At 57.4% G+C, this 26,914-nt stretch carries 22 protein-coding genes; 12 read left to right on the top strand and 10 right to left on the bottom strand.

The window, feature by feature from the left end; genetic code table 11:
- The first annotated feature begins 90 nt into the window (after window positions 1-90).
- Window positions 91-321 carry a hypothetical protein gene (locus BUA42_RS00465; RefSeq protein WP_072775756.1) on the top strand — a complete coding sequence of 77 codons (231 nt, stop codon included), beginning with the start codon at window positions 91-93 and terminating at the stop codon, window positions 319-321.
- Between the two features lie 382 nt (window positions 322-703).
- On the opposite strand, the gene BUA42_RS00460 is transcribed toward BUA42_RS00465, so the two are convergent.
- The 5 genes from BUA42_RS00460 to BUA42_RS00435 all read right to left on the bottom strand — a co-directional run bounded on the left by BUA42_RS00460 (window position 704) and on the right by BUA42_RS00435 (window position 5,593).
- Complete coding sequence (locus BUA42_RS00460) at window positions 704-2,485, bottom strand: AAA family ATPase (RefSeq protein WP_245818959.1); 1,782 nt, start codon at window positions 2,483-2,485, stop codon at window positions 704-706.
- Window positions 2,486-2,568: 83 nt separating this feature from the next.
- Window positions 2,569-3,267: a hypothetical protein gene (locus BUA42_RS00455; protein WP_072775754.1), complete on the bottom strand. Its 699-nt coding sequence runs from the start codon at window positions 3,265-3,267 to the stop codon at window positions 2,569-2,571.
- A gap of 45 nt (window positions 3,268-3,312) precedes the next feature.
- Window positions 3,313-3,483, bottom strand: coding sequence for a helix-turn-helix transcriptional regulator (locus tag BUA42_RS00450; RefSeq protein ID WP_245818958.1), 171 nt, complete (start codon window positions 3,481-3,483; stop codon window positions 3,313-3,315).
- A gap of 441 nt (window positions 3,484-3,924) precedes the next feature.
- Complete coding sequence (locus BUA42_RS00440) at window positions 3,925-4,434, bottom strand: hypothetical protein (RefSeq protein WP_072775751.1); 510 nt, start codon at window positions 4,432-4,434, stop codon at window positions 3,925-3,927.
- Window positions 4,382-5,593 carry a tyrosine-type recombinase/integrase gene (locus BUA42_RS00435; protein ID WP_072775750.1) on the bottom strand — a complete coding sequence of 404 codons (1,212 nt, stop codon included), beginning with the start codon at window positions 5,591-5,593 and terminating at the stop codon, window positions 4,382-4,384. Before BUA42_RS00435 ends, BUA42_RS00440 begins: the two co-directional genes overlap by 53 nt.
- Before the next feature lie 200 nt (window positions 5,594-5,793).
- Between BUA42_RS00435 and BUA42_RS00430 the strand changes: the two genes are divergently transcribed.
- From BUA42_RS00430 to BUA42_RS00415, 4 genes are read left to right on the top strand one after another with little or no spacing between them, the layout of a single operon-like run.
- Window positions 5,794-6,873, top strand: coding sequence for an HNH endonuclease signature motif containing protein (locus BUA42_RS00430; RefSeq protein WP_084066052.1), 1,080 nt, complete (start codon window positions 5,794-5,796; stop codon window positions 6,871-6,873).
- Window positions 6,874-6,894: 21 nt separating this feature from the next.
- Window positions 6,895-7,536 (top strand): DNA-binding transcriptional response regulator, encoded by a 642-nt coding sequence (locus BUA42_RS00425; RefSeq protein ID WP_178346813.1) that lies wholly within the window; start codon window positions 6,895-6,897, stop codon window positions 7,534-7,536.
- The gene (locus tag BUA42_RS00420) at window positions 7,536-8,150 is read left to right on the top strand and encodes a hypothetical protein (RefSeq protein ID WP_072775748.1); all 615 of its coding nucleotides are present in this window, start codon (window positions 7,536-7,538) and stop codon (window positions 8,148-8,150) included. Before BUA42_RS00425 ends, BUA42_RS00420 begins: the two co-directional genes overlap by 1 nt.
- Window positions 8,150-9,022, top strand: a complete 873-nt coding sequence (locus BUA42_RS00415; protein WP_072775747.1) for a hypothetical protein — start codon at window positions 8,150-8,152, stop codon at window positions 9,020-9,022. The genes BUA42_RS00420 and BUA42_RS00415 overlap by 1 nt, the downstream gene beginning before the upstream one ends.
- 850 nt (window positions 9,023-9,872) lie before the next feature.
- Here BUA42_RS00415 and BUA42_RS00405 read toward each other — a convergent pair.
- Window positions 9,873-11,195 carry an aspartate aminotransferase family protein gene (locus BUA42_RS00405; RefSeq protein ID WP_072775745.1) on the bottom strand — a complete coding sequence of 441 codons (1,323 nt, stop codon included), beginning with the start codon at window positions 11,193-11,195 and terminating at the stop codon, window positions 9,873-9,875.
- Window positions 11,196-11,464: 269 nt separating this feature from the next.
- Between BUA42_RS00405 and BUA42_RS00400 the strand changes: the two genes are divergently transcribed.
- From BUA42_RS00400 to BUA42_RS00390, 3 genes are all read left to right on the top strand, one after another.
- Window positions 11,465-12,436, top strand: a complete 972-nt coding sequence (locus BUA42_RS00400) for a TAXI family TRAP transporter solute-binding subunit (protein ID WP_072775744.1) — start codon at window positions 11,465-11,467, stop codon at window positions 12,434-12,436.
- 106 nt (window positions 12,437-12,542) lie between these two features.
- On the top strand, window positions 12,543-15,161 hold the full coding sequence (locus BUA42_RS00395; protein WP_072775743.1) for a TRAP transporter permease: 2,619 nt from the start codon (window positions 12,543-12,545) through the stop codon (window positions 15,159-15,161).
- 12 nt (window positions 15,162-15,173) lie between these two features.
- Window positions 15,174-15,608 (top strand): universal stress protein, encoded by a 435-nt coding sequence (locus BUA42_RS00390; protein WP_072775742.1) that lies wholly within the window; start codon window positions 15,174-15,176, stop codon window positions 15,606-15,608.
- Window positions 15,609-16,306: 698 nt separating this feature from the next.
- On the opposite strand, the gene BUA42_RS00385 is transcribed toward BUA42_RS00390, so the two are convergent.
- Window positions 16,307-16,945 carry a TetR/AcrR family transcriptional regulator gene (locus BUA42_RS00385; protein ID WP_072775741.1) on the bottom strand — a complete coding sequence of 213 codons (639 nt, stop codon included), beginning with the start codon at window positions 16,943-16,945 and terminating at the stop codon, window positions 16,307-16,309.
- A gap of 106 nt (window positions 16,946-17,051) precedes the next feature.
- Here BUA42_RS00385 and BUA42_RS00380 point away from each other — a divergent pair, with 106 nt between their 5' ends.
- Genes BUA42_RS00380 through BUA42_RS00370 form a run of 3 tightly spaced genes read left to right on the top strand, consistent with a single transcriptional unit; the run spans window position 17,052 to window position 21,738 of the window.
- Window positions 17,052-18,212: an efflux RND transporter periplasmic adaptor subunit gene (locus BUA42_RS00380; RefSeq protein ID WP_072775740.1), complete on the top strand. Its 1,161-nt coding sequence runs from the start codon at window positions 17,052-17,054 to the stop codon at window positions 18,210-18,212.
- Window positions 18,209-21,283, top strand: a complete 3,075-nt coding sequence (locus BUA42_RS00375; protein ID WP_072775739.1) for an efflux RND transporter permease subunit — start codon at window positions 18,209-18,211, stop codon at window positions 21,281-21,283. Before BUA42_RS00380 ends, BUA42_RS00375 begins: the two co-directional genes overlap by 4 nt.
- A gap of 59 nt (window positions 21,284-21,342) precedes the next feature.
- Window positions 21,343-21,738, top strand: a complete 396-nt coding sequence (locus BUA42_RS00370; protein WP_072775738.1) for a hypothetical protein — start codon at window positions 21,343-21,345, stop codon at window positions 21,736-21,738.
- 677 nt (window positions 21,739-22,415) lie between these two features.
- On the opposite strand, the gene BUA42_RS00365 is transcribed toward BUA42_RS00370, so the two are convergent.
- From BUA42_RS00365 to BUA42_RS00355, 3 genes are all read right to left on the bottom strand, one after another.
- A complete protein-coding gene (locus BUA42_RS00365; RefSeq protein ID WP_072775737.1) occupies window positions 22,416-23,183 on the bottom strand; it encodes an ATP-binding cassette domain-containing protein in 768 nt (255 codons plus the stop codon).
- Window positions 23,183-24,244: an ABC transporter permease gene (locus BUA42_RS00360; protein WP_072775736.1), complete on the bottom strand. Its 1,062-nt coding sequence runs from the start codon at window positions 24,242-24,244 to the stop codon at window positions 23,183-23,185. The genes BUA42_RS00365 and BUA42_RS00360 overlap by 1 nt, the downstream gene beginning before the upstream one ends.
- Window positions 24,245-24,341: 97 nt before the next feature.
- Window positions 24,342-25,361: a sugar ABC transporter substrate-binding protein gene (locus BUA42_RS00355; protein ID WP_072775735.1), complete on the bottom strand. Its 1,020-nt coding sequence runs from the start codon at window positions 25,359-25,361 to the stop codon at window positions 24,342-24,344.
- 193 nt (window positions 25,362-25,554) lie between these two features.
- Between BUA42_RS00355 and BUA42_RS00350 the strand changes: the two genes are divergently transcribed.
- Entirely contained in the window at window positions 25,555-26,754 is a 1,200-nt protein-coding gene (locus BUA42_RS00350) for an ROK family transcriptional regulator (RefSeq protein ID WP_072775734.1), read from the top strand.
- The last annotated feature ends 160 nt before the right edge of the window (window positions 26,755-26,914 follow it).

Here is a 26,914-nt window from a genome sequence, read left to right as displayed (position 1 = left end):
CTCCCGCGACGGCCCGGGAATTACCCTGACGGACGATGGTCCCCGATCTTATTGCGCTGGCATCGAAACCAGCCAGCGAGGAAATCGGCAATGACGATACGCGCGACATGGGCCTTCAATGGCCAGACGAAAACCATCTTGGGCAACTGGCATCGTCTGTGGTGCCTGCTGTTCGGCCCATTCTACTACCTGTTTAAGGGCATGTTTCTGTGGGCGATCTTGTCGCTGATCACGGCCAACGGCCTGTGGGTCGGCTTCCCGCTGTTCAACCGCGCCATCGTGCTGCGCCACTACCATCGCAAAGGTTGGGTGCAGGGATGAACGCCAGTACCTCCGCCCAAGCAGTATGCCACCCGAGTGGAACCCGGCGCGCTATGCCGAAATCCAGCGCGAATGCGGACTGCATGAAAAGGCTCGGCAATTTGGCTCCGGCTTACGCCCGACAGACTGATAGATAGTCAACGGGTCGGTCCGAGGCGTTCCGCGCGGCGTTGTCAAAGGGCGACCACAGGGGGATGGGGGGAGGCGTTTTTAGACGGCGCGCGCCCTTTGGGCGGACAAGGGGTCATATCGACTGCCGAGATTTTCAGCCCCCAGCCGTTCCGCTGTCCGGTCCAGCGCCGCCTACCGGAAAAGTAAAAGACGGGCCGAAGCCCGCCTCTCATTCGATATAAAAATTGTTGTACACGAATTATTATAACGATCACTCATCGGCGAGGGGTTCGCCGAGTTTCCAGCGAGCGCTTTTCCCTTTGCCGACCTGCACGATCTCGCAGGTTTTCGCCATTTCCGCCCGAAGCGCGTTCAAAGTGCCGACAGATGCAAGGCCCCGGGCTGTCACAGCGCTTTCGACCTTCTCCCACCTGACCGGCTGATCGGATAAAAATTCAAGAATGAACTCTCGCGCGGCGTCGGTGGCTGACGCAGGTCTGCCGACCGAATTTGTCTCGACCCTGCAAACCTCAGCCTCGTTCGCGTCTGAGAATTCGACTGGGTGCAGAATCGGCGTCCCGTCGCGCCCGCCACCGAAACGCTCGAAAATGATCGTCTTGCCGAGCTCGCTGGCATTGGCCTTTCCGTGCGCCAAAGCGAAGCGCGACCGATCCGTCGGGTCCGTACCGTAGAAAAGCGCGGATCGGATGCTGGCGGCAAAGCCGATTGAACCGACAATCCGGAACAGGGGGTGCTCCGCCGACTGCTTGTTCAAGTGACCAATTGCCAGCACCGCACACCCGGCATCCTCGGCGATTTCCGTTAGACGTCCAAGAAACTCGCCCACGTCGTTTTGTCGGTTCATGTCACGCTCGCTACCCATGTAGGCGGTCAGCGTGTCGATCACGACCAGCTTGGGCCGCTCCTGTTCGATGTAGCGCGCCATCGCCTCAAGGTTCTCTGGGGATAGGATTTTGAATCGGGTCATGATTCGGATTTGGCTAATGTCTGCGCCGCTCTCCAACAATCTGGGCAATGTCACCCTTTGCCAATTGTCTTCAGCCGACAGCATCAGCACCTTGCCCTTCGGTGCACATTCATCGGTAAGCGGCCACGGGCCACCTGAGGTCACCGCTGCGATCAGCTTGGTCACCAACAGCGACTTGCCCATACCGGGATTGCCCGCGAGAAGGGTCACGCCGAAAAGAGGAATGTATGGGTAGTAGAGGAACTCCATCGGCAAAGGCTCTGTCGTCTTTGGTGGGCCAAACAATGCCGCCGTATCCTCGACGTAGTTCCCGCTGCTCTGGATGACCGAGCGCAACTCGCTTGGCGACAATGGCGCTTCGGTGAAATCGTCGTTCAAGGCCTCCAGCATGGCTTCAACCGCATCTTCGTCATCGAACCTTCGGCGCAAGAAGCAGGCCGTGCGAAAGAAGAAATCGTTGCGTCCACCACTTTTGATGACGAGGTCTGTTGCCCCCGTTTGCGACCGTTCTTGCCCTTGGTGCATTCGGGCAGATCTGAGCTTGTTCAGGTTTTTCGGCAAAGGGGCTGCACTAGAAGGCGATTGCGAGGAGTAACGATACCGCTTGCCCGTCGGGTGCGTGCTGGGCGGCACCATCACCATCCTGTTTGCGCCGGTCAGGACGTCAATCTCGTCACCTTTGAACGCGCCACCAGAGCATTCGCCTTGGTAGTACAAGTGGTAGCCGCGCCCGGTGAACACCTTGACAGTTGCGTCCAATCCAAGACGCTCCACGGCCGCGCGCCCGTCATCACCATCAACATCGACCACCGTCAGTCCGGCGAGAGATATCGCGAGATTTGCGTCTGGATGTCTGCGCAGAGCTTTCTGAACTAGATCGATGTCGTCAGTTGCACTGTGGACGCCGTTTGGAAAAAACTTGGACAAGGGGTGCTTGCCCGGAGATGCGCAATCCTTCCGTTTGCAGGAGCAACGCCCGCCTTTTCCAATGCCATATGTCAGGACGACCTTCCGCCCGGCACTTATCTGCGCCTTGGCTGCCGTCAGGGTCTTTTGAGAGCGCATCAGTTTTGACACGCGAAATTGTTGTCGCATGGGTCACCTCGTGAATTCTATGGGAGTAGAGGGGGGGACTAGCCCCCCTTGTGTTAGTACTTTGCCCAGAGCCAATCGCCGCCATCGACTTCGACTTCCGAAAAGGCGTCGAACAACACTTCCGCAGTGAATGGGGGAAGGCCGGGGCGATGAATAAGCGAGCCGGGCATGTAGAGCAGATCACTTGTGGAACCATCGATCCGATGTGCCCGAGACAATCCCGCGCCATCAAGCATCTCTGCCATCGCCGCAACTTCCATCGCGAAAGGCAATGGGGCGAGGAACTGAAATGCCGAAACGCCCACGCCCCAGAAAATTGCGGGGCTCGGGAAGTAGTCAAACGGGTGTTCGCCCACAATGGTCCTGAAACCCAATCGGGTTCGGCTCGAACGAACGCCACGTTTCCAAGGTACCGGGTCAAACATGATATTGTGGTCAGAGTAGGCTGCCAAATCAAACAGCACATCTGCCATATCCATGTCTTCAGCCGGGTTCAGGAAGTGCTCTTCCTCGATGTCGCCATGCGGTGACACGGCACAAACTCGCACGCGATTGCTTGGTGAACAGTCGCCCACTTTTTGCAGCAAGATTTCCGCCTCGACGGGCCACCCCTCGGGTTCGGGGTGCTGGTGGTAATAGTGTTGAATCCACCCCTTGTGTATCGACTTTCTCCATCCGTAACCCTCGGATTTGGCCTTGAACTCGGTTTCGGAAAGCAGCACTGAAGGCTGCGTTGAACGCATGGTTTCCATCGGGAAACTCCTTTTTGATGCTTCTGTTTTTTTGCGGAATGCTGGTCAGTACTCGGCGTAGTGCGTCCGAGCACGCTCTTGGTCGCGCTCAGAAAGCCATGCCTGAATCTCTGACATGAACCATGCAACCGTGGTGCCGCCGGGGCGGATTCTACGTGGAAAGCGGCCACGCGCCTCCCAGCGAAGGAGGGTAACATTCGAGACCTTAATGCCCATGCTCCTAAGGTCGTTGCGTGTGGCAAGCGTCTTTTTGAGTGTTTCGTCTGTCATCTTTTTCCCTTTCATGACTAAGGGAACCGGTTCCTGAGACGATCATGACACACGTAGAAAAGTGTTTCATTTCAATTCAATGAACGAAACGGGGTGAGTTTTGGGCGTTTCGTTCACTCGCGCAACGAGTACGAGGCGACTGCCTCTTGAATTTGAGAATTGAGCTTGTCAACGCGACGTTTGGACGAAGCCAATTTCGGATAGTATACCGTCAAAAATGGGTTTGCAGCTTTCCTAATAAATTCCGGGAACGGGCCATCAACGTGCTTTCCAAAAGTTGTCCTTTTGACATGTTCAACGCCGACAAAGCTAATGAATACCTCGGTCATCCCGTTGACAACGATTTGGAGGGACTGGGAATGGGCGGTGCGATTGGGTTGGCCCATCTCATGTTCTGAGTCGCATTCTTTCTTTAGTTCTTCTTTGTCCTTCTTCGTTTTTGGGCTTCGCAACGCCTTCGAGCAGACATTGGAGGTCCAGAATTGCGTTTTGTGTGCGCTCGATGCGATTGCGCATCACAGATGCGGGATAGACTCTAGTCTTGCCCCCACTGTCTTTGATCGAAACGGTCGAAAGGTTGTCGGCAGAATTCTTGAGTTGGTTTATTACCTTTCGCAAAGTGACGTCCAATTCGACCGCCCATTTGTACCTTTGGGACGGAGTTGCCGCACCACCCACAAATCCGAAGGCCGCTACCAGATGTTCAGCGGTAGCCGCCAACTGAAACCGAAGGCTCTGAACGGTATCAGGGTCGAAAATTGCGACAGTGTCTGCGATTTCTTGGCAAGCCTTTTCGGTGTAAAGTTCTGTCCACGGATTTCCGCCCGCAGGATACTTGAAATCGTCACATTCGACCCAGCGATCTGGCGTCGCCACATCCAACAGATTGCGGATCATTCTTGGTCTTTGTGATTTCTTCGATACGGGCATTCCATGTCTCCAATGCCTCGCGCTTTTCGTCGGCGTATGAATAGACATTGTAGATGGCGGCCACGCCGGAGACCACACCCGTCTTGTGGTTCAACAACGCCTCTGTCACGGGCTGGGGAACGCCCATCATCGCCATGTTCGTAGACATCGTGCGGCGCAGGTCGTGAATGATCCACGGTTCCGTGCCTTCGGGCAGCGCCTTGTCGAGCCGTTTTTTTACGCGACCGAAGCCTGACACGGGGGATTTGCCGGTGGTCGTGAATACGTAGTCCGAACCGAGGAACCTCGGCACCCTGCGCAGAACGTCCAACATCGCGTCGGTGATCGGAACGGTGTGCTGCCTTCCGTTCTTGGCGCGCTGCGAAGGCAGGGTCCACAGGCGTTTTTCGAGGTCGATTTCCGACCAGCGCATCTCGGCGACCTCGGCGCGCCTCTGGCCGCTCAGTATCAACAGCTTCATGCAATCCCCGAAAGGATAGCCTTCGGCGTCACAGGCCGTCCACATCGCGCCCAGCTCATCGTCGGTCATCACCCGTTCGCGTGACTTTTCCTTACTTGGCGGTTTCATCCCAGCGATGGGGTTGGCATCGATCATGCCGCGCTCGACGCACCAGCCCATAAGGTGTTTGAGGTGGGCAAGCGCCCGGTTCGCGCTTGTCGGCGCGGATTTGCGGATCAAGTCGCAGGCTTTCACGACATCGGCACGCTTGATCTGGTCGATCTGCTTGTCATGCAGGGTCGTGAACTTCGCCAGCAAGGCTTGCTTTCGCTTCCAGTCGCGGTTGTGAACCATGGCGTACTTCTCCATGTAGTCAGGGATCACCGCGCGGAGCGTGGGTTTTGTTTCGACCTCCAAGCCCGTGCAATCCTCGAAACGACCCGTCTCGATGTCGTAGAGCACCTGTCGCACCCGTTCACGTGCTTCGGCCAGCGACAAGACAGGGAACCGTCCGATGGTCAGCCGCCGCATTTTGCCGTTGATACGCTTGTGCAGGCAGAACGTCTTGGTGCCGGGCGTGCTGATCCGAAGGACGAGGCCCGGCATCAAATCGTCCCGAATATCTAGACGCTTGGACGGATCTGGCTTCTGGCCTTCGATGAACTTGGTGGTGAGTTTGCGTTTCATAAGCCCATGATAAGATGGGCGGACAAGCCACGTCAGGGACAATCCTAGATGCGTTGAGGCGAGATGGCTCGCTCTGAACTAGCGGTCCGGTGAGCTTGGTGCTTTTGGAGGGCTTCAATCGTTGGTTGACGTCGTGTCTATGCGCACGACATTCTTTGGTTGCGTTTCAGAGCATAAGGCAGCGCCAGACGCCGTGTTTCATGTCTGCCAACAACAACCGGCACCAGAGCGATTGGTCTGGGGAAAGCCGAGGCAACTTTGCGCTGGAGAGTGTGATGCCATCTTTGGACCAAACGAATTTGCCAGTGGGCGATCAAGATCGCCTACTGGCAGTCTACGATAACAAAATTGATGTTGAATATCGAGGTGAGCGGTATCTCGTTCGCGATAACGGCGCAGTTTATCGCTTCAATGAATATCGAAAGCGCGCCCGTCCTCTAGACAAAACGTGGACCTTCGGGCGCCAAAACCAGACAACCGGATATCAATATCTTGCAGGTGTCCCCGTTCACCGCATTGTTTGTTCTGCATTCCACGGAGAACCACCCACAGATCAGCACGTGGTGGATCATATTGATACCAACCGAGCGAACAACCGACCGGAGAATTTGCGGTGGCTAACGAGGCTAGAAAACGCTCTAATGAATGAGATCACGGCGCGACGCATCGAACTGGTCTACGGTTCCATCGAAGCCTTCCTAGCCGATCCGTCGAAACTTCAAAGTGAGGCTTCTTACCCAGATGTTTCGTGGATGCGAACCGTATCGAAGGACGAGGCCGCAAAGACAAAGTCACGCTTTGAAGCGTGGGCAGAAAGCGGTTCGATTCCCAGTGGTGGCGCAATTGGCGAATGGTTGTACGGTACTGCTGAACGTGCAGATTTCGAGCCCGACCCTGAAGAGTACGAGTCTCTCACCCCCTCGGTCGTCCAAGTTCGCTGGCGGGTACCAACGGAGTTTCCTGAATGTCCTTCAGAAGTGGCTGACGATGCGCTGGCGCAATATGCGGAAAACCTTGTGTTTGGCAAAGTCTTCGCACGAAACGACATCTATCAAAGCTTGGTAGTTCAGCGGTCTCTTGTCGAAGATGCTTTGATCGTCATGACCCACAATCCCGGCCCCAACGCAATTAAAGATTGGGCAGTCGCACAGATTTTCGTTCGTGGCGAGTTCTTCTACCATCGAAGTGAACATCAGTATTTTTCTTTGCAAGGCGCGCTAAAGACCTTTTGCGAGCTGACCGGGGACAGCTATGAGGACTGTATGGATGACTACTGCTGATTGGACACGGGGATAAAATTTTTGGACATTCGGATTTCCTTTTCAAGCCCTGAGAGTGGGTTTCATTGGTCTGACTTGCTGCCGTACACACCCCATCTTTTGTGGGCACTTTTCTTTGCCTCTGTGTTTTTCATCGTCGGGCCAAGAACCATTAGATCCGCCTTTTCCCGGGCGACAAAGCTAGGGTTCGCCGGGGTTGAGTTGGAGTTGTCAGGGGAGGTGCAGGAGGTTGCAGAAGCAAGGGATATCACACTACCAGCAGGTCTGCGGGATCAATTGGTTCGTCGAATGAAAACTATTGGGCCGATGCTCAGGTCTTCACGAATTCTTTGGATCGATGATAACCCCTCTAACAATATTCCCGAAATCGGTATTCTGCGAAAACTTGGTGTTCTGATTGATTTTGCTAAAACAGATGAAGAAGCGCGAAAGAAAATGGAGGGCGCAATCTACGACATTGTAATCACTGACATGGGACGCGCGAACGACGGAGAAGCTGGGGCAAAGCTGCTTCCAGAGTTACTGTCCTCCATCTCAAGTCCTTTTGTCATTTTTTATGTCGGTGCACAGCGCGATACGCCTTGTGGCGCATTCGGGCTGACTACACGCCCAGATGAACTGCTCAATTTGATACTCGATGCGACAGAAAGGCGTAGGGGCTGATGTATATCCAGAAATGCGTAAAGGGGATTGCCGGTGACCCTTCTGGCCTGATTGGCCTCACACAATCTGAAGCGCAGGAAATCATAAGTCAGGACAATGGCATCATGTCGAATTGGTGGAGAAAGGAGCACCGAATAACTCCGCACATGGTCGCGAACGTGTTGACAGCGCACAATCTGGATCGGCATTTGCACGACTACGAGAATTTCGGTGACGAAACCCCGTTTATCTCTTTGGCCAGTGGTGCAGTTGAAAGAAATACCATCCTTCAACAGAATTTTGCTTACTCTGCCATCGATACTGCTTTGCAGTTTGCCACAGACGACTGGACGAGGCCGGGGGCATTGTTCTTTTGCTGGGTGGCTACGAGCCACTACCCCGCGGTTGAGGTCAGCAATGTTGCGGAGGCGGTACGAGACATAAACATCTACCAAAGATGGTCGCCCTACCAGCTAGAAGGCGAATTAACAGCCAAGGTTCACATACCGTCTAATCAAATCGAGCGGGTTGAATGGTGGGATCCTAGTCATGGCCATTGGCGGCCGCAGCACACGTGGTCGAATCTAAAGTATGTTGAGCCTGATGTCCTGAGCAACATTAGGGAGCTTGTCTGATGCACGAAGAGGGTTTTGGGATCGAACCCGAAAGGCTTCGCAACCGGCTAAAATTTCTAATAGGTCGCGCTGAGGTCCATAACGAGTTCAGGCGGCAGGGTTATGAACATCAAGCGATTGCAGCGACTGCATACCGTGATGCCGCATCGATTGCGCTGCTTCTCGAAGATACCAGCAAAGCCCGTGACCTTCTCCGAAAAGCTGGGAACGGTTTTCTTGAACTTGGGATTATTCATGGCGCTGTACTGCTCGAATTGTCAGGAGGACCAAAAGCCGTTTCTTCGTTATCGGATCATAGTGATCTCCTTGATGGCGTCAGAAGCCAAAAACGTTTGGAAGATGAAGAGGAACGCTTTACACGCCCCCTGGAAAACTCGGCGCGAACGACGACTAGTCAATTGTTCGCACTGTATCAGGTTGAGTGTTTGCGTGATGGGTTGTCCTCAAAAGAAAGCAGCGAGGTTCCGTTTAGGCGAGCACTGGAGCGTCGCGCAGGCTTCCAAGTTGGTGTGACAGGTCTTTCCATTGATAGCTACATGCGAATGGGACAGGAACTTATTAACCCGTTGGAAAGTAAGCTCGGACTTGACCGCCCCTTCGTTTTGCGAAGCGTTGAAACGATTGCAAGTACTCGTTTTGAGGCAATCCAATCCGCAATGAAAGACAGCTATCATTGGCAGCGCATGCTGCGCCCCTCCGCTTTGTTGGATTTCGACACGTTGGTATTGGGCTCTTTAGCGCTGTCTAGCGGCTTTGGTCTTGGCCCATTCGACAGGTTACTTAGCGACGAGGTCCCGTATCTCAGTGCGCCAATACGGGCAGCAAAGCTGCTAAAACAAGGACCTGAGCAAGAACCTCTTAGCACGTACTGATCATTGCGCTTGGGTATCACTGGGGTAGCAACGACAGTGAGCTTGAATGATCCGGCGAGAGACGGGCTGAGACGATCCGCCATTCACAAAGAACAAGATTTTCAATGAGCTACGTTACGGGTTGAGCGCCCCTGAGACAAGTCGCGCAGATCCCATGGCTAATTGAAAATCCTCGTGTCGGTGGTTCGATTCCGCCCCCGGGCACCAAATCACCTCATATTTTTAACGATTTCAATGAGTTAGGTTGCAAAACCGTCCCATCGCTTTCGCGCCTGGGCAAAAGTGGGACATTTTTGTTCGCGAGGTGTTCGCGTTCCTGAGGGTGAATTCGCGCCTTCGGCGGTGTCCCGGGAATTGTGGATTTCCATGGATTAGAGGCCTAGAGGAAGTCGGCTGATCCGACCGCCCAGCCTAGGTCGAGCGGTCTAACGAAACGCAGGATATGCCGTAGCGATCTTCCGCTGTCTGATGCGCCTATCCATTGCGAGCAACTAAGAGAGCTTCGTAAGACCTAAGGTGCGTTCGATTTGCTTGTGCAGGTTCTTCAGCCCCCTTTTTTCGCTGAGCGTCTTCCTTTGGAGATAGCGAGTTGCGGTTCCGAGCGGACATCTATGTCCGACACAGCAAGGGTCAAAATGGGCCTCACAGAGGAGGTTGGCGCCTAGGGCGCGAGGGTGTGAGAGCCGCCAGTGAGCGTCAAGGGCGGCCTTTTTCTGCACCGCCTTTTTTGGGAAGTTCTTCGGCGCGAGCGCAGGCACCATGTGTTTTCCGAGCTGTTTCCCGAGCGCGATTTTCAGAATAATCCGCCCGCATCTTGCGACGCAAACCCCGTGCCGCAGAACGGCTGTTTTCAGGGAAAGACCTGATCGACCGCGACCGCCAGCTTGTCCATCACTTCGCCGATCTGGTCGTCGGATATGATAAACGGCGGAGCCAGAAGAACGTGGTCGCCAAGGTTGCCATCCCGCGTGCCGCGCATCGGATAGCAGATGAGGCCCGCGTCAAACGCAGCCTTCTTGAACTTCCCGGCCGTGTTTCGCGTGGGATCAAAGGGAATCTTGGCCTCGCGGTCTGCGACGAACTCCATCCCGCGAAACAGGCCTCTGCCCCGGATATCGCCGATATGAGGGTGTTGGCCGAAACGATCATGCAATGCTTGCGAAAGCTTTTCGCCTTGTGCTTCGACCCTCGGGATCAACCTGCGCCCCAGCATGGCTTTCACAACAGCAAGTGACGTGGCACAGGCGACCGGATGGCCGAGATACGTGTGACCGTGTTGAAAGAACCCCGACCCATCCGAGATGGCTTGATAAATCTCGTCCGTACAGAGCATCGCGCCAATCGGCTGGTAGCCTGCGCCCAGACCCTTGGCGATACACAGGATATCCGGGGCGATGCCATCGGCGTCACAGGCGAAAAGATGTCCGACCCGGCCCATGCCGCACATGACTTCATCGAGGATCAAGAGCACGCCATACTGGTTACAAATCTCGCGGATGCGTTTGAAGTAACCCTCCACCGCTGGCACTGCACCCATCGTTGCGCCGACGACGGGTTCGGCGACAAACGCAATGACACTGTCGGGGCCGAGCCTCAGGATCTCGTCCTCCAACTCTTGCGCCACGCGCTGCCCGTAATCGAAAGGTGTCTCGTCTGCCGCGCGATCCACGTATTCGTAGCACGGCGCAATATGCGAAACATCCATCAGGATCGGCTCGAACTGCGCGCGGCGCCATGCGTTTCCTCCCGTCGCCAGTGCGCCGAGCGTGTTGCCGTGGTAGCTTTGCCGCCGCGCAATGACGTGGCGCCGTTGCGGCTGACCCTTTTCAAGGAAGTACTGTCGCGCGAGTTTGAGCGCGGACTCCACTGCCTCCGATCCGCCGGATACGAAATACACCCGGTCCAGCGTACCCGGCGCATGCTTGATCAGCAGGTCGGCCAGCTCTTCTGCCGGATCGCTGGTGAAGAACCCCGTGTGCGCGTAGGCGAGGCTTGCCGCTTGATCCTGAATGGCCTGGATAATTTCGGCATCTCCATGGCCAAGGCAGGATACCGCAGCACCGCCTGAGCCATCGAAATACTGCTTACCGCTCTCGTCGAACAAGTAGCACCCTTCGCCGCGCACCGCTTTGACCGGGGGCGCGAGGTTCTGGCGGGGAAAGACGTGGTTCATGGTGGTCACTCTAGGTCAGATGTGAAGCGGTTTCTCTTGCCGATACCACAGGACGGAACCGTTCCAAACAGGAGTCGCTGGCAGACGAGTCAAGGCTGGCGCAGGTCACTGGGCTGGTCCAACACGCCCGAATCGCGTTTTATGTCTGCAGGGACGTGCCAAAAGCTTCGCAGTGACAACGCTTTGCGTGTGCGAAAGCAGATGAACAATCATCACAGGCGTTTCCAACTGACTGGGCCTCTGGCCCATCAACCAACTGGGAGACTCAAATGACCATTCAAAAATTCGCGGCTGGTCTTGTCGCGGCTGCCTCCATCACCTTTGGTGGTGCCGCAATCGCGCAAGACCAGCAGTTTATCTCGATCGGGACCGGCGGCGTGACCGGCGTCTACTATCCAACCGGCGGTGCGATCTGCCGTTTGGTGAACCGCGACCGTAAAGAGCATGGTATACGCTGTGCAGTAGAGTCTACGGGTGGCTCGGTCTATAACATCAACACTATCAAAGCCGGTGAGCTTGAGTTCGGTGTGGCGCAGTCTGACTGGCAATACCACGCGTTTAACGGCACATCCCGCTTTGAGGAAAACCCCTTCCCCGAAATCCGCGCGATGTTCTCGGTCCACCCGGAGCCGTTTACGCTTCTTGTCCGTGGCGACAGCGGCATCACCTCGTTCGAAGAGATCAAAGGCAAGCGTGTGAATGTGGGCAACCCGGGTTCCGGCCAGCGCGCAACGATGGAAGTCGTGATGGATGCGTTCGGCATTGGCATGGACGATCTGGCGCTCGCCACCGAGTACAAAGGGTCCGAAATGGCCAAACAGATCTGCGACGATAACATCGACGCGATGATCTACACCGTCGGCCACCCGGCCGCGGCCATTCAGGAAGCCACCACAACTTGCGACGTGAAACTGGTGTCCGTCACCGGCGCGCCGATTGAAAAGCTTGTTGCCGACAACCCGTTCTACCGCGTGGCGACGATCCCGGGCGGCATGTACGCGGGCAACGATCAGGAAACCACCACCTTCGGTGTGGGCGCGACCTTTGTCACAAAGGAAAGCATCCCGGAAGAAACCGCGTATATCGTGGCCAAAGCCGTAATGTCGAACCTTGATGACTTCCGGGGCCTGCACCCGGCCTTCGCCAACCTCAAGGCCGAGGAAATGGTGAGCGACGGCCTGTCTGCCCCGCTGCATCCGGGTGCCGAGCGCGCGTATAAAGAGCTTGGTCTGATCGACTAAGGTGCGTCTGATGACGATCTGATACGACCAACGCCGGCGCGACACACACTGCGCCGGCGTTTTACCTGAAAACGACGCGAAAATCGCGCAGCAGGGGGACAAAGACATGAGTGAGACACGCACCGCCGAAGACATGGTGGCCGAGGCCGATACAGGCGCACGGCAAGCCGGACCCTTTGCCAACACCCTGATCTTTACACTGTGTATCGCATGGTCCTTGTTTCAGCTTTATATCGCGTCAAAGCTGCCGGGCGTTCTGGCCCAAGCCACCGGCATCGGCATCTTCGCCAACATCGTGGCACAAGCGCGCTTTGTTCACTTGGCCTTTGCCATCGCATTGGCCACCCTCGCCTTTCCGATCTTCGGACACAGAAATCGCATACCGGTTTATGACTGGGTCTTGATGATTGCGGGCGTTTCCGCCTGTCTTTACCTCGTCATTTTCCGCTTCGAGATCGCAGATCGCCCCGGGCTGTGGAGCACCTCTGACATCGTCATGTCCGCCATTGGCATGGCCGTGCTGATGATTGCGGTCTTCCGGTCCCTTGGCCTCCCGTTGGTTATAATCGCTTCGGCCTTCCTCGCTCTGGCCTTTTTCGGCGGTTATTCCCAATGGATCGGCAGCATCACCAACTATGGTGGATCGTCGTTCAGCAAAGCGATGGGACACTATTGGATGCAAACCGAAGGCGTCTTCGGCGTCGCTTTGGGTGTGTCCACGTCCATGATCTTTCTCTTCGTGCTGTTCGGCGCGTTGCTCGAAAAAGCAGGCGGCGGAAACTGGTTCATCAAAGTGGCCATCTCCTTGCTCGGCACCCTGCGTGGCGGGCCTGCAAAGGCGGCGGTGTTGTCGTCAATGATGACCGGTATGATTTCTGGTTCGTCCATCGCCAACACCGTTACAACGGGCACCTTCACCATCCCACTGATGAAGCGCATCGGCTTTTCGTCCGAAAAAGCTGGCGCGGTTGAAGTTGCGTCATCGACCAACGGACAGCTGACCCCACCCGTGATGGGCGCTGCGGCCTTCCTGATGGTCGAATATGTGAACATTCCCTATATCGAAGTCATCAAGCACGCTTTCCTGCCTGCCGTAATTTCCTACATCGCGCTGCTTTACATCGTGCACCTGGAAAGCCTGAAGCTGCGGCTTGAGGGGCTGACTAAACCGGGCCGCCGCATCGGGATCATGATGATCCTGATCCTGTTTCTCACAGGGTTTCTGGCGATGGCCGCAATCACGTTCTTTGTGGTGGCGTTCCGCGCGATGCTTGAACCTGTGATGCCCGGGAACACGGTATATGCGGGTCTTGTATTGCTACTGATCGCGTATCTGGCACTGGTCTACATGGCGTCCAAGTTCCCGGACCTCGTGGTCGATGACCCGAATGCAAAGACCGTCTCGGCTCCGCGTCTGACACCGACGTTTCTGGGCGGCGCGTATTTCGCCCTGCCGATCTTTGTTCTGGTGTGGAACCTGATGGTCCGGACCGAATATCTAGACCGCCTGTCACCGGCGCTGTCAGCCTTCTGGGCCACGATAACGATGATCATCGTCGCGCTGACGCATCGTCCGCTCAAGGCGATGTTCCGGGGTGAATCCGAGTTCGTCAATCAGGCAAAGGCCGGCTTCGTGGACTTCGTCGCAGGACTGGAAAGCGGTGCACGCAACATGATCGGGATCGGTGTCGCAACCGGTGCTGCAGGTATCATCGTGGGGACGATTTCCCTGACCGGCGCACATCAGATCATCGGTCAGGTGATCGAGACCGTGTCCGGCGGGAACCTGATCATCCTGCTGGTGCTGGTGGCGGTCCTGTCACTGATCCTTGGAATGGGTCTGCCGACAACAGCAAACTATATCGTCGTGTCGTCTCTCATGGCGCCCGTCATCGTCTCCGTCGGCGCGCAGTCAGGGCTGATCGTGCCGTTGATCGCGGTGCACCTGTTTGTGTTCTATTTCGGCATCCTTGCTGACGACACACCGCCAGTGGGGCTTGCCGCCTACGCCGCTGCCGCCATTTCGCGAGGCGATCCGATCATGACAGGTGTTCAGGGATTTGCCTACGACATCCGTACTGCACTGCTGCCGTTCATGTTCATCTTCAACACGGACCTTCTGCTTATCGATGTCGGGCCCCTCAAGGCGGTGTTCGTGTTCGTGATCTCGCTCATTGCCATGCTGACCTTCGCGGCGGTGACCCAAGGCTACTTCATTGCGAAAATTCGAAAATGGGAAGGTTTGGTCATGATCCTTGTCGTGTTCATGCTGTTCCGACCAGACTTTTTCTTGGATCAATGGGAAGACAGGTACACTGACTTTACAGGTCCTGCCGCGATCACAGCCATCGAAAATGTACCCGTTGGCACGGACGTCCGCCTTGTCGTGTCCGCACCCGATTTCGACACTGGCATTGTGGGCACCACGACAATCGTCGTCACACCGGACGCGGAAGCCAGTGGCATGGACCGGCTGGGCGCCGTGGGCCTGAGCGTGATGGAAGACGGGGACATGCTGCTCTTGGACGAGCCGTTCCCGGGAACGCCGTTCTTCGAAATCCTCGGCAACGAATACGACTTCTACGGCGACGCGCCTGCACAGATTGTCATGGCGCAGGTCGAAAACGACCGCATGCCGAAAGAGGTGTTCTTTATCCCGGCGTTGCTCCTGCTCCTGATGATCGTTGGTCTGCAAAGCCGCCGCATGACCCAAGCGCCATTTTAAGGAGGGCTGACGATGTTTTCGAAAATTCTGGTCCCGGTCGACCTCTCCATCGCCGAGGAAACGCGGAAGCTTCTGTCGCGCGCCAAGACCCTTTCTGATCAATGGCAGAGTGAGGTGCATGTCGTCTCGGTCATCCCGAACGTCGGGATGCCCATTGTCGGATCCTACATGGACGAAGGGTTTGAGAAGACTGCCAGGTCAGAAACAGAAGCAGAACTGGCCCGCCAGATCGACGCGGCAGGGCTGACAGCCACGGGCCACGTTCTCATTGGCACCGTCTACGACAAGGTCATTGCCCTCGCTAAAGTGCTTGATGTGGACCTGATCCTCATCGCGGCACACCAACCGGATCTGAAGGATTATCTCCTAGGCTCCAACGCCGCCCGTCTCGTGCGCCATTCGGAAAGATCGGTCCTGGTTCTGCGCGATAAAGCACGCGTGGAGTGATTCCGAATTCGGTCACATGCCGACCGCTGGGCGTACGCGCAAATCAGCGCATCAACGACCACGCGTGCGTCCTTTGAATTGGCGGCACCTACAGAAAGTGGTTGTGGTGCCTCGATTCAGAACGGCGCGAACGACGGTCATGGCGCCATTTCGTAGAGACCGCTTGGTTCCCGAAAGACACGACTTGCCCCGCGTCCGATGTTTGATTGTACGCGGCCTTTCACACGAGCCTGCTACTGTGTCCGGAGTGCGGGACGAAACCGTGGTCGACCAATGATGGACGAACAATTGCTTCAGTAGGCACTTGCAACTGATCGGCGCTAAATGACATTCGACTTATGTAGCCAACTTCGAAGGTGTAAATCCGCAAAGCTAATCTGCACAAAAGCCGAAAACGATGCGGCGGCGTTCCGGGGTTAGGTCAATCTATCTCAGAGTAACGGCAGTCATACCTTTATCCTGTTCGTCGAAGGTCCCCAGCAGCCCGAAACGACCTTGGTAATCGGCAACCTTTCCATGGATTTCTTTGATCATCTGGGAGTATCAACCCGCACGAAAGCTATCCACTTCGGGTAGGACCTACCATCAGGCGTAATCATATCTAAAGGCTTGATGCCACCACTCCGGATTTCGATTTCTCGGTTCTTGCACTCGAAGCCTTCGGGTCCAAACCATCTCACGATCCGGACATGATCTGTCTATCGCACCGATGTTGCCAATAAAAAGAAATCCACCGCGCGCACGACATTGGATCGGATGTCCTCTTCGGTGATGACCGCCTTCCTGCCCATCAGCATTTCGACCTGAAAGTTCGCTCTGAACATCGTCGGAAGCAGGGTCGCGGCGGCCTCGATATCGGGGACGTGCAGACGCCCCTCTTTGTGCTGCACTTCAAGCCATTTGCCCAAGGAGCGCTGGAACTGTGCGGGGCCGATCTGCCAAAGCCGCTCTGCGGCTTCCGGCGTTGCGCCGCCGCTCGCGATGAAGTGGCGCAGGACCGCCACGATGTCTGGGTCCAGCATCCGCCGGGTGAACGCTACCCCGACAGCGATCAACCAGTCTCGTGGCGGCAGGTCAGGGTTTGGCGGGGCTTCGGCGATCTTTGCCGTATCGTTGAGAATGGTTTCGACAACTGCTTGGACCAAGCCATCTTTGCCGCCGAACAGGTTATAGATGTTGCGGCGGGATCCGCCTGCCTCTGCGATCACATCGTCAAGCGATGTCCGCTCTACACCGTGCAGGACGAAGGCACGCCTTGCCGCAGCGACCAGCGCGTCGCGTCGCGGTGCCGCGGTTCCTTGCCGGTCAGATGTCTGTTTCTGAACTGTTTGGTTCATTTTCTCGCTTCTTCACCTTGACTTGGTATTTCTCAGTACCATATGGCAGTCAACATGGTATTTATGAATACCCGCAACGTGCAGAATTGGCGCAAAGGAACAGGGCATGTCCGCAAAGACCTTACTTCTCATGGTGACCGTCCTCGCGTTGGCGGCATGCCTGCCCGAAGAGGAAAACGAGGCGACAGAGGATCAGACGCCGGTCAGAACGGTAAGGACCGAGGTTGCGGTGATGGCAGATCCGGTGATCACGCGCAGCTTTCCGGCCGTGCTTGAGCCGCCACAGATCACGCCGCTTGCCTTCGATATTGGCGGGCGGCTTGGCCCGGTTCGGCTGCAAATCGGACAGGCTGTGGCACAAGGCGATGTTCTCGCCACCGTAGAAGCGGCCGATGCGGACCTGCGCCTGCGTCAGACCGAAGCCGCGCTGTCCGAGGCGGAAGTCACCCTTGCAAATGCCTTGGAAGAGGCGGATCGACAGAACCAGTTGTTCCAGCGCAACGTCGCATCCGAAGCCGCGCGGGACCGGGCGCAAACAACTGCGGATCAGGCACGCGCCCGCGTCGAACAGCAGCGCCGCAGCCTTGATCTGGTGCGCGAAACACTTTCGGACACTGAACTGCGCGCGCCATTCGATGGCTTCATCAACAGTGTCGAAGTGCAGAACTTTGGCAGTGTCGCGGCAGGTCAGCCTGTGGTCACGCTGTATCAGGATGAAGGCCTGCAAGCGACGATCCTTGTCAGCTATGAGATTGCATCGAACCTTGAACTGGGTCAGCCAGTCGATGTGCGCCCGGACAATGGCAATCCGACACCGCTGCCCGCAACCGTGACCGAGATTGCCCGCCGCGCGCCCGCCGTATCGTCGTTTCCGGTTGTGGTGACACTGACGGAACCTCGGCCCGATTTGCGGTCCGGGATGGCAGTCGAAGTGCTGATCAACAGCGCTTTGCCTGAAACTCTGCGCGGCGTGTCCCTGCCCTTGGGAGCGCTTGCAACACAGCGTCCCGCTGACCTGTCGACGCCGGGTGCGCGGCGCGCGTCAGTGTTTGTTGTCGCCTCGGATCAGGATGGCGGGCATGTGGTGCAACCCCGTGACGTAACGCTGAGTGCTGTGGTCGAGGGTCGGTTGGTCGTGCGCGACGGGTTGCAAGAAGGCGAGCGGGTTGTGACCGCAGGCGTGCCGTTTCTGGAACCCGGTCAAGCCGTGCGGCTGGAACCCGGTGCGACCAGTGAAAGGCAAACCGACATGGAGGTAAGCCAATGACCTCGCTCACCGGACTTGGACTTTCCCGCAGTCGCGTAACGATCCTCGTGATGATGCTAACGGTCGCCATTGGCCTTGTCTCGTATCTGAACTTCCCAAAGCGCGAAGACCCCGCGATCACCGTGCGCACGGCCATTGTTCTTGCCGCAAACCCGGGCCTGGAACAGGAGCAATTGGAAGAACTGGTCGCCCTGCCACTGGAAGAGGTGGCCCGCGCCATTCCCGGCGTCGATGAGGTGCGCACGCAACTGACCAATGGTGCCGCGATCCTTCAGGTCGACATTGCCGACGCAGTTCCGGAAGGGGACCTCAAGCGCATCTTTGACGAGTTGCGCGATGACGTGGCGGGCATTGCCAACACCTTGCCTGAGGGCACACAAGGCCCGGTCGTCAATTCGGATTTCGGAGACGTGGCCATCGCGACCGTCGCGATCACAGGGGCCGGTTTCTCTCTGCCCGAAATTGAGGAAGCCGCCGAGGACCTGCGCGACAGGCTTTATGCGATGGACGGCATCGCGGCTGCCACGCTCTACGGCACGCAGGACGAGGTGATCGAACTGCGGCTCGACCGGGGGCGGCTCGCGTCTATCAACGGGACGCTCGGCGCAGTGCTGGCGACACTCGAAGGTCAGAACGTACGTTTGCCTGCGGGGTCCGTCGTCAACGGCGACGCGCGCGTGCCGCTTGAAACCTCGGGTGATCTGTCCTCGGTCGCAGAGATCGAAGGCTTGCTGGTCGAGTTGCCAGACCTTGGTTTGATCCGACTGGCGGATGTGGTCGATGTGCGCCGCACGCTGGAAGAGCCCGCATCGGCGCCGGTGTTTCAGGACGGTGCCCCGGCTATCGTTGTGGCCGTCGAGATGGAGGATGGTCAGGACATCACTGCACTTGGCCCTGACCTGCGCGCGCTGGTCGAACGCTTTGTCGCCGACCAACCTATCGGGATCGAAGCGACGTTCAGCACATTTCAGCCCGAGATCGTCGAGGCCAGCGTCAACGGCGCTCTGATCAACATGGCGCAGACCTTTGCGGTTGTGCTGGCTGTCATGTTGCTTTTCCTCGGATGGCGCGAGGCGTTGGTGATCGCCTCGATTGTTCCCTTCGCGGTCAGTTTCGCATTCGCCTTCATGGGCCCGTTCGGGGTAGAACTTCAGCAGGTGTCCATCGCTGCGATCATTATCAGCCTCGGGCTTTTGGTGGATAACGGGCTGGTCATCGTCGAAGACATGGAGCGGCGCATCCGCGCAGGCGAGGCGCGCGAAGACGCGGCCCTTGCTGCGGGGCGGCAATATACGATGCCCCTCCTTATCGCGTCGATCACAACAGTTTCGGCGTTCCTGCCGCTTTTCCTGCTCGACGGCACCGAAGGCCAGTATGGCTATTCGCTGGGCGTTGTTGTGATGCTCATGCTCACCGGCAGCTTCCTGTCGGCGCTCTATCTGCTGCCACGACTGGCCGTATGGATTATCCCTGAACCATCGGACAAAGAAGAGACACGTGGGTTTTTCGACCGGCTCGCCGACGGGTATAGCTGGCTTGTGCACCGGGTTGTGCGCGCGCCGCTAGTTACCCTTGCCCTTGTTGCGGCCACCATTGCGGGTGGCGCGTCGCAGATGCCGCGCGTGGCCAATCAGCTATTCCCGCTGTCCGAACGCGCGCAGATGCTGGCCTATATCGACCTGCCGCGCGGCACTGACATCGGCGTGACAGAAGACGTCGCGCTGCGCTTGTCAGAGTGGCTGACCGAGCAATCCGAGGTGACAGGCACCACGACGTATGTCGGCTCCGGTGGTCCGCGCTTTGTGCTGTCGCTCGATCCGGCCGATACCGACCCAGCTGCGGCGTTCATGATCGTCAACACCACCGATTTCGAAGCATCGACCGAGGTTATCTTCCGCGCCCGCACCCATGTCGCCGCGGCCTTTCCCGAAGCCTCGATCCGCTTCAAACGGCTCGCCATGGGCGGGCGTGAGCCGGGCGTTGACGTGCAGATCAGTGGCCCGGACGCGGATGTGCTGATGGCGGCTGCACTGGAGGTGCGGGCGGCTTTCGCCACCGCGCCGGGCATCGTGCAGAACCGCCACGATTGGGGCGCGCGGCAGCTTGAAGGGCGCATTGAGATCGCGCAGGACCGCTTGCGCGAATACGGTCTGACATCGCGCGACGTGTCGCAAGCGCTTGAGGGTTTCTTTGACGGCCAGCGCATCAGCACCTACCGCGAAGGGGACGAGATGATCCCGATCATCCTGCGCGGCGCGCCCGAGGACCGACTGTCTTACGAGGCCTTGGCAAATGCCGTGATCGAGGCCGAAGGTCAGGTCCTGTCGCTCGACCAGTTCGCGCGCCTCGTGCCCGAGCTTGAGTTCTCGACCATCCGCCGCGTCGATCAACGACGGATGATCACCGTCTCGGCCATCTCGGAAGCCATCACTGCGTTCGAGCTGCTTGACCACGTGCAGCCAACGCTCGACGCCTTGGCCGAAGAGCTGGGCCCGGCCTACACCGTCAACGTGGCGGGAGAGGTCGAAAACTCGGCCGAGGTCCGCCAAAAGCTGGGCGGTGGGTTTCCGGCTGCGCTTACAGTGATGCTTTTGGCGCTTATGGTTCAGTTCAACAGCTTCCGCCGTGTTGGCATCACGCTTTTGTCGGTGCCGCTGGTGATTGCAGGCGTGCCACTCGCGCTTTTGACCTTCGGACAACCGCTCAGCTTTTTCGGGACACTGGGCCTGATCGCGCTGTCGGGGATCATCATCAACAACGCGATTGTTCTGATCGACCAGATCGACATCGAGCGTGAGAAGATGGACCGGGACAAAGCCATCGTCGAAGCGGCCCGCAAACGCTTCCGCCCTATCGTTTTGACATCAATGACCACAGTGCTTGGCCTTGCCCCAATGGCCATTGCTGGCGGTGCACTTTGGGAACCCATGGCCACCCTGATGATGGGCGGGCTTGGCATGGCGTCGTTGCTCGCGCTCTTTTGGGTGCCCGCACTCTACCGCTTGTTCTTTGCCCGAACGGAGGCGGCGCAGGACACCGGTCCGAAAACATTACAGGTGGTAGCGCCCTGAAAGCGAAGTGTTTCAAACCAAACGCGCTCTGCACCACCCAGACACACGCAACAGCGAACATGAAAGGAACTGCCATGCGGACGTCAGGCACAAACAAACGCTCAAATCTCCGGGCGGCATTGCTCATCGCGCTGATCGGAGTGGGGACGTTGATCCAAATGCCGAACCCCATCTCGGCGGAGACGATCCTGAAAAACGGGTATTTCGTCGGCATCGGGGATGGCCAGCGGTTTGACGTTCATTTCAGCGCCGATGGGGCGTTGTTCATCTACAGCGACTTCGGAGACTTCGTGGGCCGGTGGGAGGTGATAGGGACCAACCTGTGCGTCGAATTCGACACCGGACCCCGCGCTGGCCGCAACTGCGAACTCATCTCGCAGGAAGGTCCGATGTCACTCCGCGTCGGGGATCACTTGTTCCTGGCAAAGCTCACCAGCGCCTTGCGTCTGTCTTGATTGGCATTGGTTGCCGAGTGCTGCAGCTAGAACGAAGGCTTCGATAGATACGGCGCGAAAATACCAAGTCGAATATCGTGCTCGCAAAAGATGCGAAGGGACGTTTCGTGGTTTTTCCTCACGGCGGATACTGACGCTTGAGCAATGAACTCCCGCTTCGTCTTTTCGGCGTGTGTTCCCGGCTTTGATCTGCGCCATCTGCTGCGCGGATCTTGCGAGAGCTGAGGGCTTCAGACGAGGCGAAGAATGATGACTGGGAGATTGATCGATAGGGCTGATCAGCCTTAAACATCAAGCGTATGTGGCCCTGGACAGCTCAACTTAAGAGTTGAGACTGTTGGCCCACGCAAGCACAGAAGCCACGACAGATACACCCCGATGCAGCATTTGATGCCATCGCGCTTGATGATATCTGTCATGGTCCGGCGAGCCCTTGTTGAACAAGCCCACCACTATTTCACTTCAGTCCAAGCAGGCCTGCGTGACTAGTTCTCTGCTGCCGGATGGTCTTCCCGCATGAAGCTGTAACGTTCGAGCACTGGCACGACCTGTTTTATCATACACTCCGGCTCTTAACCATTTTTCCGGTTCGCAACGTCCCTCAATGACGCCTTGCCGCCGCGACGACTGTTTTTTGGCCTCTGGCAGCCACTTCCCGACGGAACAAAACCGTCGGATCAGGCGGCTCTTGGTGCTTCTTTCGCTCCGGTCATGAAGGCCACCGCGTCGGACATTGTGTAGTCTTTCGGATCGATCACGCACAGACGTTTGCCAAGGCGGTGAACGTGGATGCGATCTGCGACCTCGAAGACGTGCGGCATGTTGTGACTGATCAGGATAATCGGAATGCCGCGTGATTTCACATCCTGAATGAGCTCTAGAACCTTGCGGCTCTCCTTTACCCCGAGGGCCGCGGTCGGCTCGTCCAGAATGATCACCTTCGATCCGAAGGCAGCCGCCCGCGCGACGGCGACGCCCTGTCGCTGACCGCCCGACAGGGTTTCAACGGCCTGGTTGATGTTCTGGATCGTCATGAGGCCCAGTTCGGACAGCTTGTCCCGGGCCATCTTTTCCATGGCTGCCCGATCCAGTTGGCGCAGGTACTTGCCGCGCCAGCCGGGTTTGCGGATTTCGCGCCCCATGAACATGTTGTCAGCGATCGACAGAGCTGGGGACATCGCCAAAGTCTGGTAGACCGTTTCGATCCCGGCCTCGCGGGCTTCGATCGGTGAGGTGAAGCGGACGTCCTTGCCTTCCAGGGTCACCGTTCCTTCATCAGGCACCACCGCACCGGATACGGCCTTGATCAGCGAACTTTTCCCCGCGCCGTTGTCTCCGATCACCGCAAGGATTTCGCCTGGCATCAGGTCAAAGTCGCAATGATCGAGCGCCGTGACGCGGCCATAGCGTTTGACCAGTCCGCGACCTTTCAAAATCGGTTCCATTATGCTGCTACCTTTCTGATCCACTGGTCCACGGCAACGGCGGCGATGATCAGTACGCCGATGAGGAGGAAGGTCCACTGCGCGTCAGCCCCTGCAAGGCGCAGGCCAAGGGTAAAGACCCCGACAATCAGCGCTCCGAAAAACGTGCCGAGGATCGAACCGCGTCCGCCGAAAAGCGAGATGCCCCCGATCACGACAGCTGTGATGCTTTCGATGTTCAGAAGTTGGCCTGACGTCGGCGAAACGGACCCGATGCGCCCGATCAACGCCCAGCCCGCGAAGGCGCAGATCAGACCGGCCAGCGCGTAGACGGAGATCAGCGTCATCTTGACGTTGACACCCGAGAGTTCAGCCGCTTCCGGGTCATCGCCAACGGCGTAGACGTGCCGTCCCCAAGCCGTGTGTTTGAGCACATAGGCAAGGATCAGAACCAACAAAACCATGAACACCACGCCGAACGTGAACACCGCACCGCCTATGTTGAACTTGGCACCCATGAGTTGCAGCAGCGGCGCCTGTTCTGCGATCTCCTGAGAGCGGATGGTTTCATTCTGGGAATATAGGAAATTCGCCGCCAGAACGATCTGCCACATCCCGAGTGTCACGATGAAGGGCGGAAGCTTCATGCGGGCGATGAGCCAGCCGTTCAACGCGCCGATGGCCGTCCCGAAAGCCAATCCGCAGACCACCGCGACACTGGGCGGCAGCCCGTAGCGAAACGTGAATTGCCCCATGACGACCGAAGAAATCACGGCAATGGCACCAACACTGAGGTCGATGCCCGCCGTCAGAATGACAAGTGATTGCGCAGCTGCAACGATACCGACGATCTGGACCTGTTGCAGGATGAGCGTCAACGCGAAGGGAGAGAAAAACCGGGAGCCGAGTGCCAGCCCGAAAACCACAATCGCGGCCAGCAAGACGATCAACGGCACCAGTGCCGGTGTCGTATGAAGCGCGTGGTGAAACTTCCCGATGAACCCTTTCTCGTGCGTCTCAAAAGACGCGATCTCGGAATTCGCGCTCCCGACAACCGTCTCATAATTGTCTGACTGCGGCATGGGTCACCTCCCCGTTGGCGAGAAATCAAAGACGTTCTGGAAACGGGCAGGAAGATGCCTGCCCGTTTACCGACTATTCAATTGAGATCGCGACCGATCAACCCCAGCAGAGGTTCATGCCCTCATCGGTATCGATGGAGTTGACACCGGCGGCAGGCTGGTCGGTGACCAGTGCGACACCGGTGTCGAAGAAGTCCTTGCCCTCCGTGGCTTCGGGCTTTGTGCCGTCGGCCGCCCAGGCCGCAATTGCTTCGATCCCAAGGGAAGCCATGCGAAGGGGATACTGCTGCGATGTCGCGCCAATGACACCGTCCTTGATGTTCTGGATGCCGGGGCAGCCGCCATCGACCGATACGATCAGAACGTCATTCTCACGCCCAATGGCCTTGAGCGCTTCGTAGGCGCCTGCAGCCGCTGGCTCGTTGATTGTATAGACAACGTTGATCATCGGATCCTTGGCGAGAAGGTTCTCCATCGCGCGCCGACCGCCTTCTTCATTGCCAGCGGTGACATCGTTTCCAACGATCCGCGGATCGTCTTCGTCGCCGTTCACGTTCGGGTCGGCGAGGTCGATGCCGAAGCCTTGCAGAAAGCCTTGGTCACGCAAAACTCCGACCGTCGGCTGGCTGACCGCGAGGTCGAGCAGAGCGATCTTCGCGTTTGCGGCCTCATCACCAAGCGAGGCAGCAGCCCATTGACCGATGAGTTCACCGGCAAGAAAGTTGTCAGTCGCAAAGGTCATGTCCGCCGCATTGATCGGTTCCAGCGGCGTGTCCAGTGCGATGACCAGAATACCGGCATCGCGCGCCTGCTGCACGGCTGGAACGATGGAGGACGTGTCCGAGGCCGTCAAAAGGATACCCTTGGCGCCATTCGCAATGCACGTCTCAATTGCGGCAACCTGTGTTTCATGATCGCCGTCGATTTTGCCGGCGTAGCTGTTGAGGGTGATGCCCAGTTCTTCGGCCTTCGCTGTCGCGCCTTCACGCATTTTGACGAAGAACGGGTTGGTGTCCGTTTTCGTGATGAGGCACGCGCTGACACCATGACTGGCGGCAAAGGCCGCGCCTGACATGGATGCAAGTGCGATGGCCGAACTCAGCAGAAGTTTTTTCATGATTTCCTCCCAGAAATGATCGTTCAGGTGTTGCGTACCGGTGCCGGTACGCGATCCCCACTTGCGCCTCCCGCAGCGGGTTGCCCTTGAAAAGGCCAGACTTCTCTGAGTCTGTCAATAAATAAATAAACTTTATTTATTAATTTAACCCTGCCATAGTTGCCCTGCAATTTCCTCGGAGTATTGTCGCGGAATGGACGGTGGTAAGGTCAGGTCGGCAAGTGGGGGCGTGAACCAAAGCGGTGTTCGCAACCATAACGAACGCCTGCTTTTGTCCCTTTTGCAACGCCGCGGTCCAACGCCCGGCAGCGAGATCGCGCGCCTGACAGGATTGTCCCCGCAGACGGTCTCCGTCATCTTCCGCAAGCTCGAAACGGATGGCTTTCTGCGGCGCGGTGAACCGATGCGCGGAAAGGTCGGCAAGCCCTCCATACCGATGGAACTGTCCCCGGATGGTGTTCTGTCATTCGGGCTCAAGGTCGGTCGGCGCAGTGCGGATCTGCTCTTGCTCGATTTCGTTGGAAACGTGCGGTCTCAGGTCACCACCAACTACGAATACCCTCTCCCTGAAACCGTGTTCGGTTTCCTCGAAGGCGGCTTGGAAACGCTTCTGTCAGAGCTCTCGGACGACGCGCTCGAAAGCCTTTGCGGGATCGGTATCGCCGCACCGTTCGAATTGTGGAAGTGGAACGATCTCATCGGTGCCCCGTCGCAAAAATTTGCAGCTTGGAAAGACGTCGATTTCGCAAAGGCTGTTGGGCAGTTCACTGACCTGCCTGTCTTTGTCATGAACGACGCAACAGCGGCGTGCCGTGCTGAACACCTGTACGGTGAGGCGCATGGGTTTCGCGACTACGCCTATTTCTTCATTGGATCCTTTGTTGGCGGTGGCGTGGTCATCAACGACACTGTGTTTGAGGGCAACCAGGGCAACGCAGGGGCCTTGGGGTCAATGCGCAGCACTGGCCCCCTGGGTGAGAGCCAGCAGTTGATCGACGTGGCCTCGATCCACCTCCTTGAAGGGCGCTTGCAACAGGCAGGGGTCGATCCGCGCTTTCTCTGGGAGCAGCCGCAGGATTGGAGCGGATTATCGAGATACGTGGAGCCATGGATTGGCGAAACCGCGCAAGAGCTGGCCAAGGCCTCACTGTCAGTCTGTGCGGTGATCGACTTCGAGGCAGTCCTGATCGACGGGGCCTTCCCGAAAGCGGTTCGGCAGGAACTTGTGGACCGGGTCCGTCGATACCTCGCCAACCAGGACACGCGCGGCCTCATCCCGCCGCAAATCGAACCGGGCAGTATCGGCGGAAATGCCCGCGCCATAGGCGCCGCAAGCGGTCCGATCTTCGCTCAGTTCCTGTTGAACCGAAACGCCGGTTTGGCGGTTGGTTAGTCGATTTTTTCCTTCGGCATAACACGTCTTGGCAAAACGATCGCAATTATGCCGGAATGGACGCTTGGTTTAGCGTCCCACTGGTGAAAAAGCGCCCCGGAGACGGATCGGCAAAAATTCGATTAGCGACATAGTCACCGACCGCTTGTTTCTCTTAAGG

It is taken from the genome of Marivita hallyeonensis, from assembly GCF_900129875.1.
In the GTDB taxonomy this organism is placed as follows: domain Bacteria; phylum Pseudomonadota; class Alphaproteobacteria; order Rhodobacterales; family Rhodobacteraceae; genus Marivita; species Marivita hallyeonensis.
This window is presented reverse-complemented; position numbering and strand designations above follow the sequence as displayed.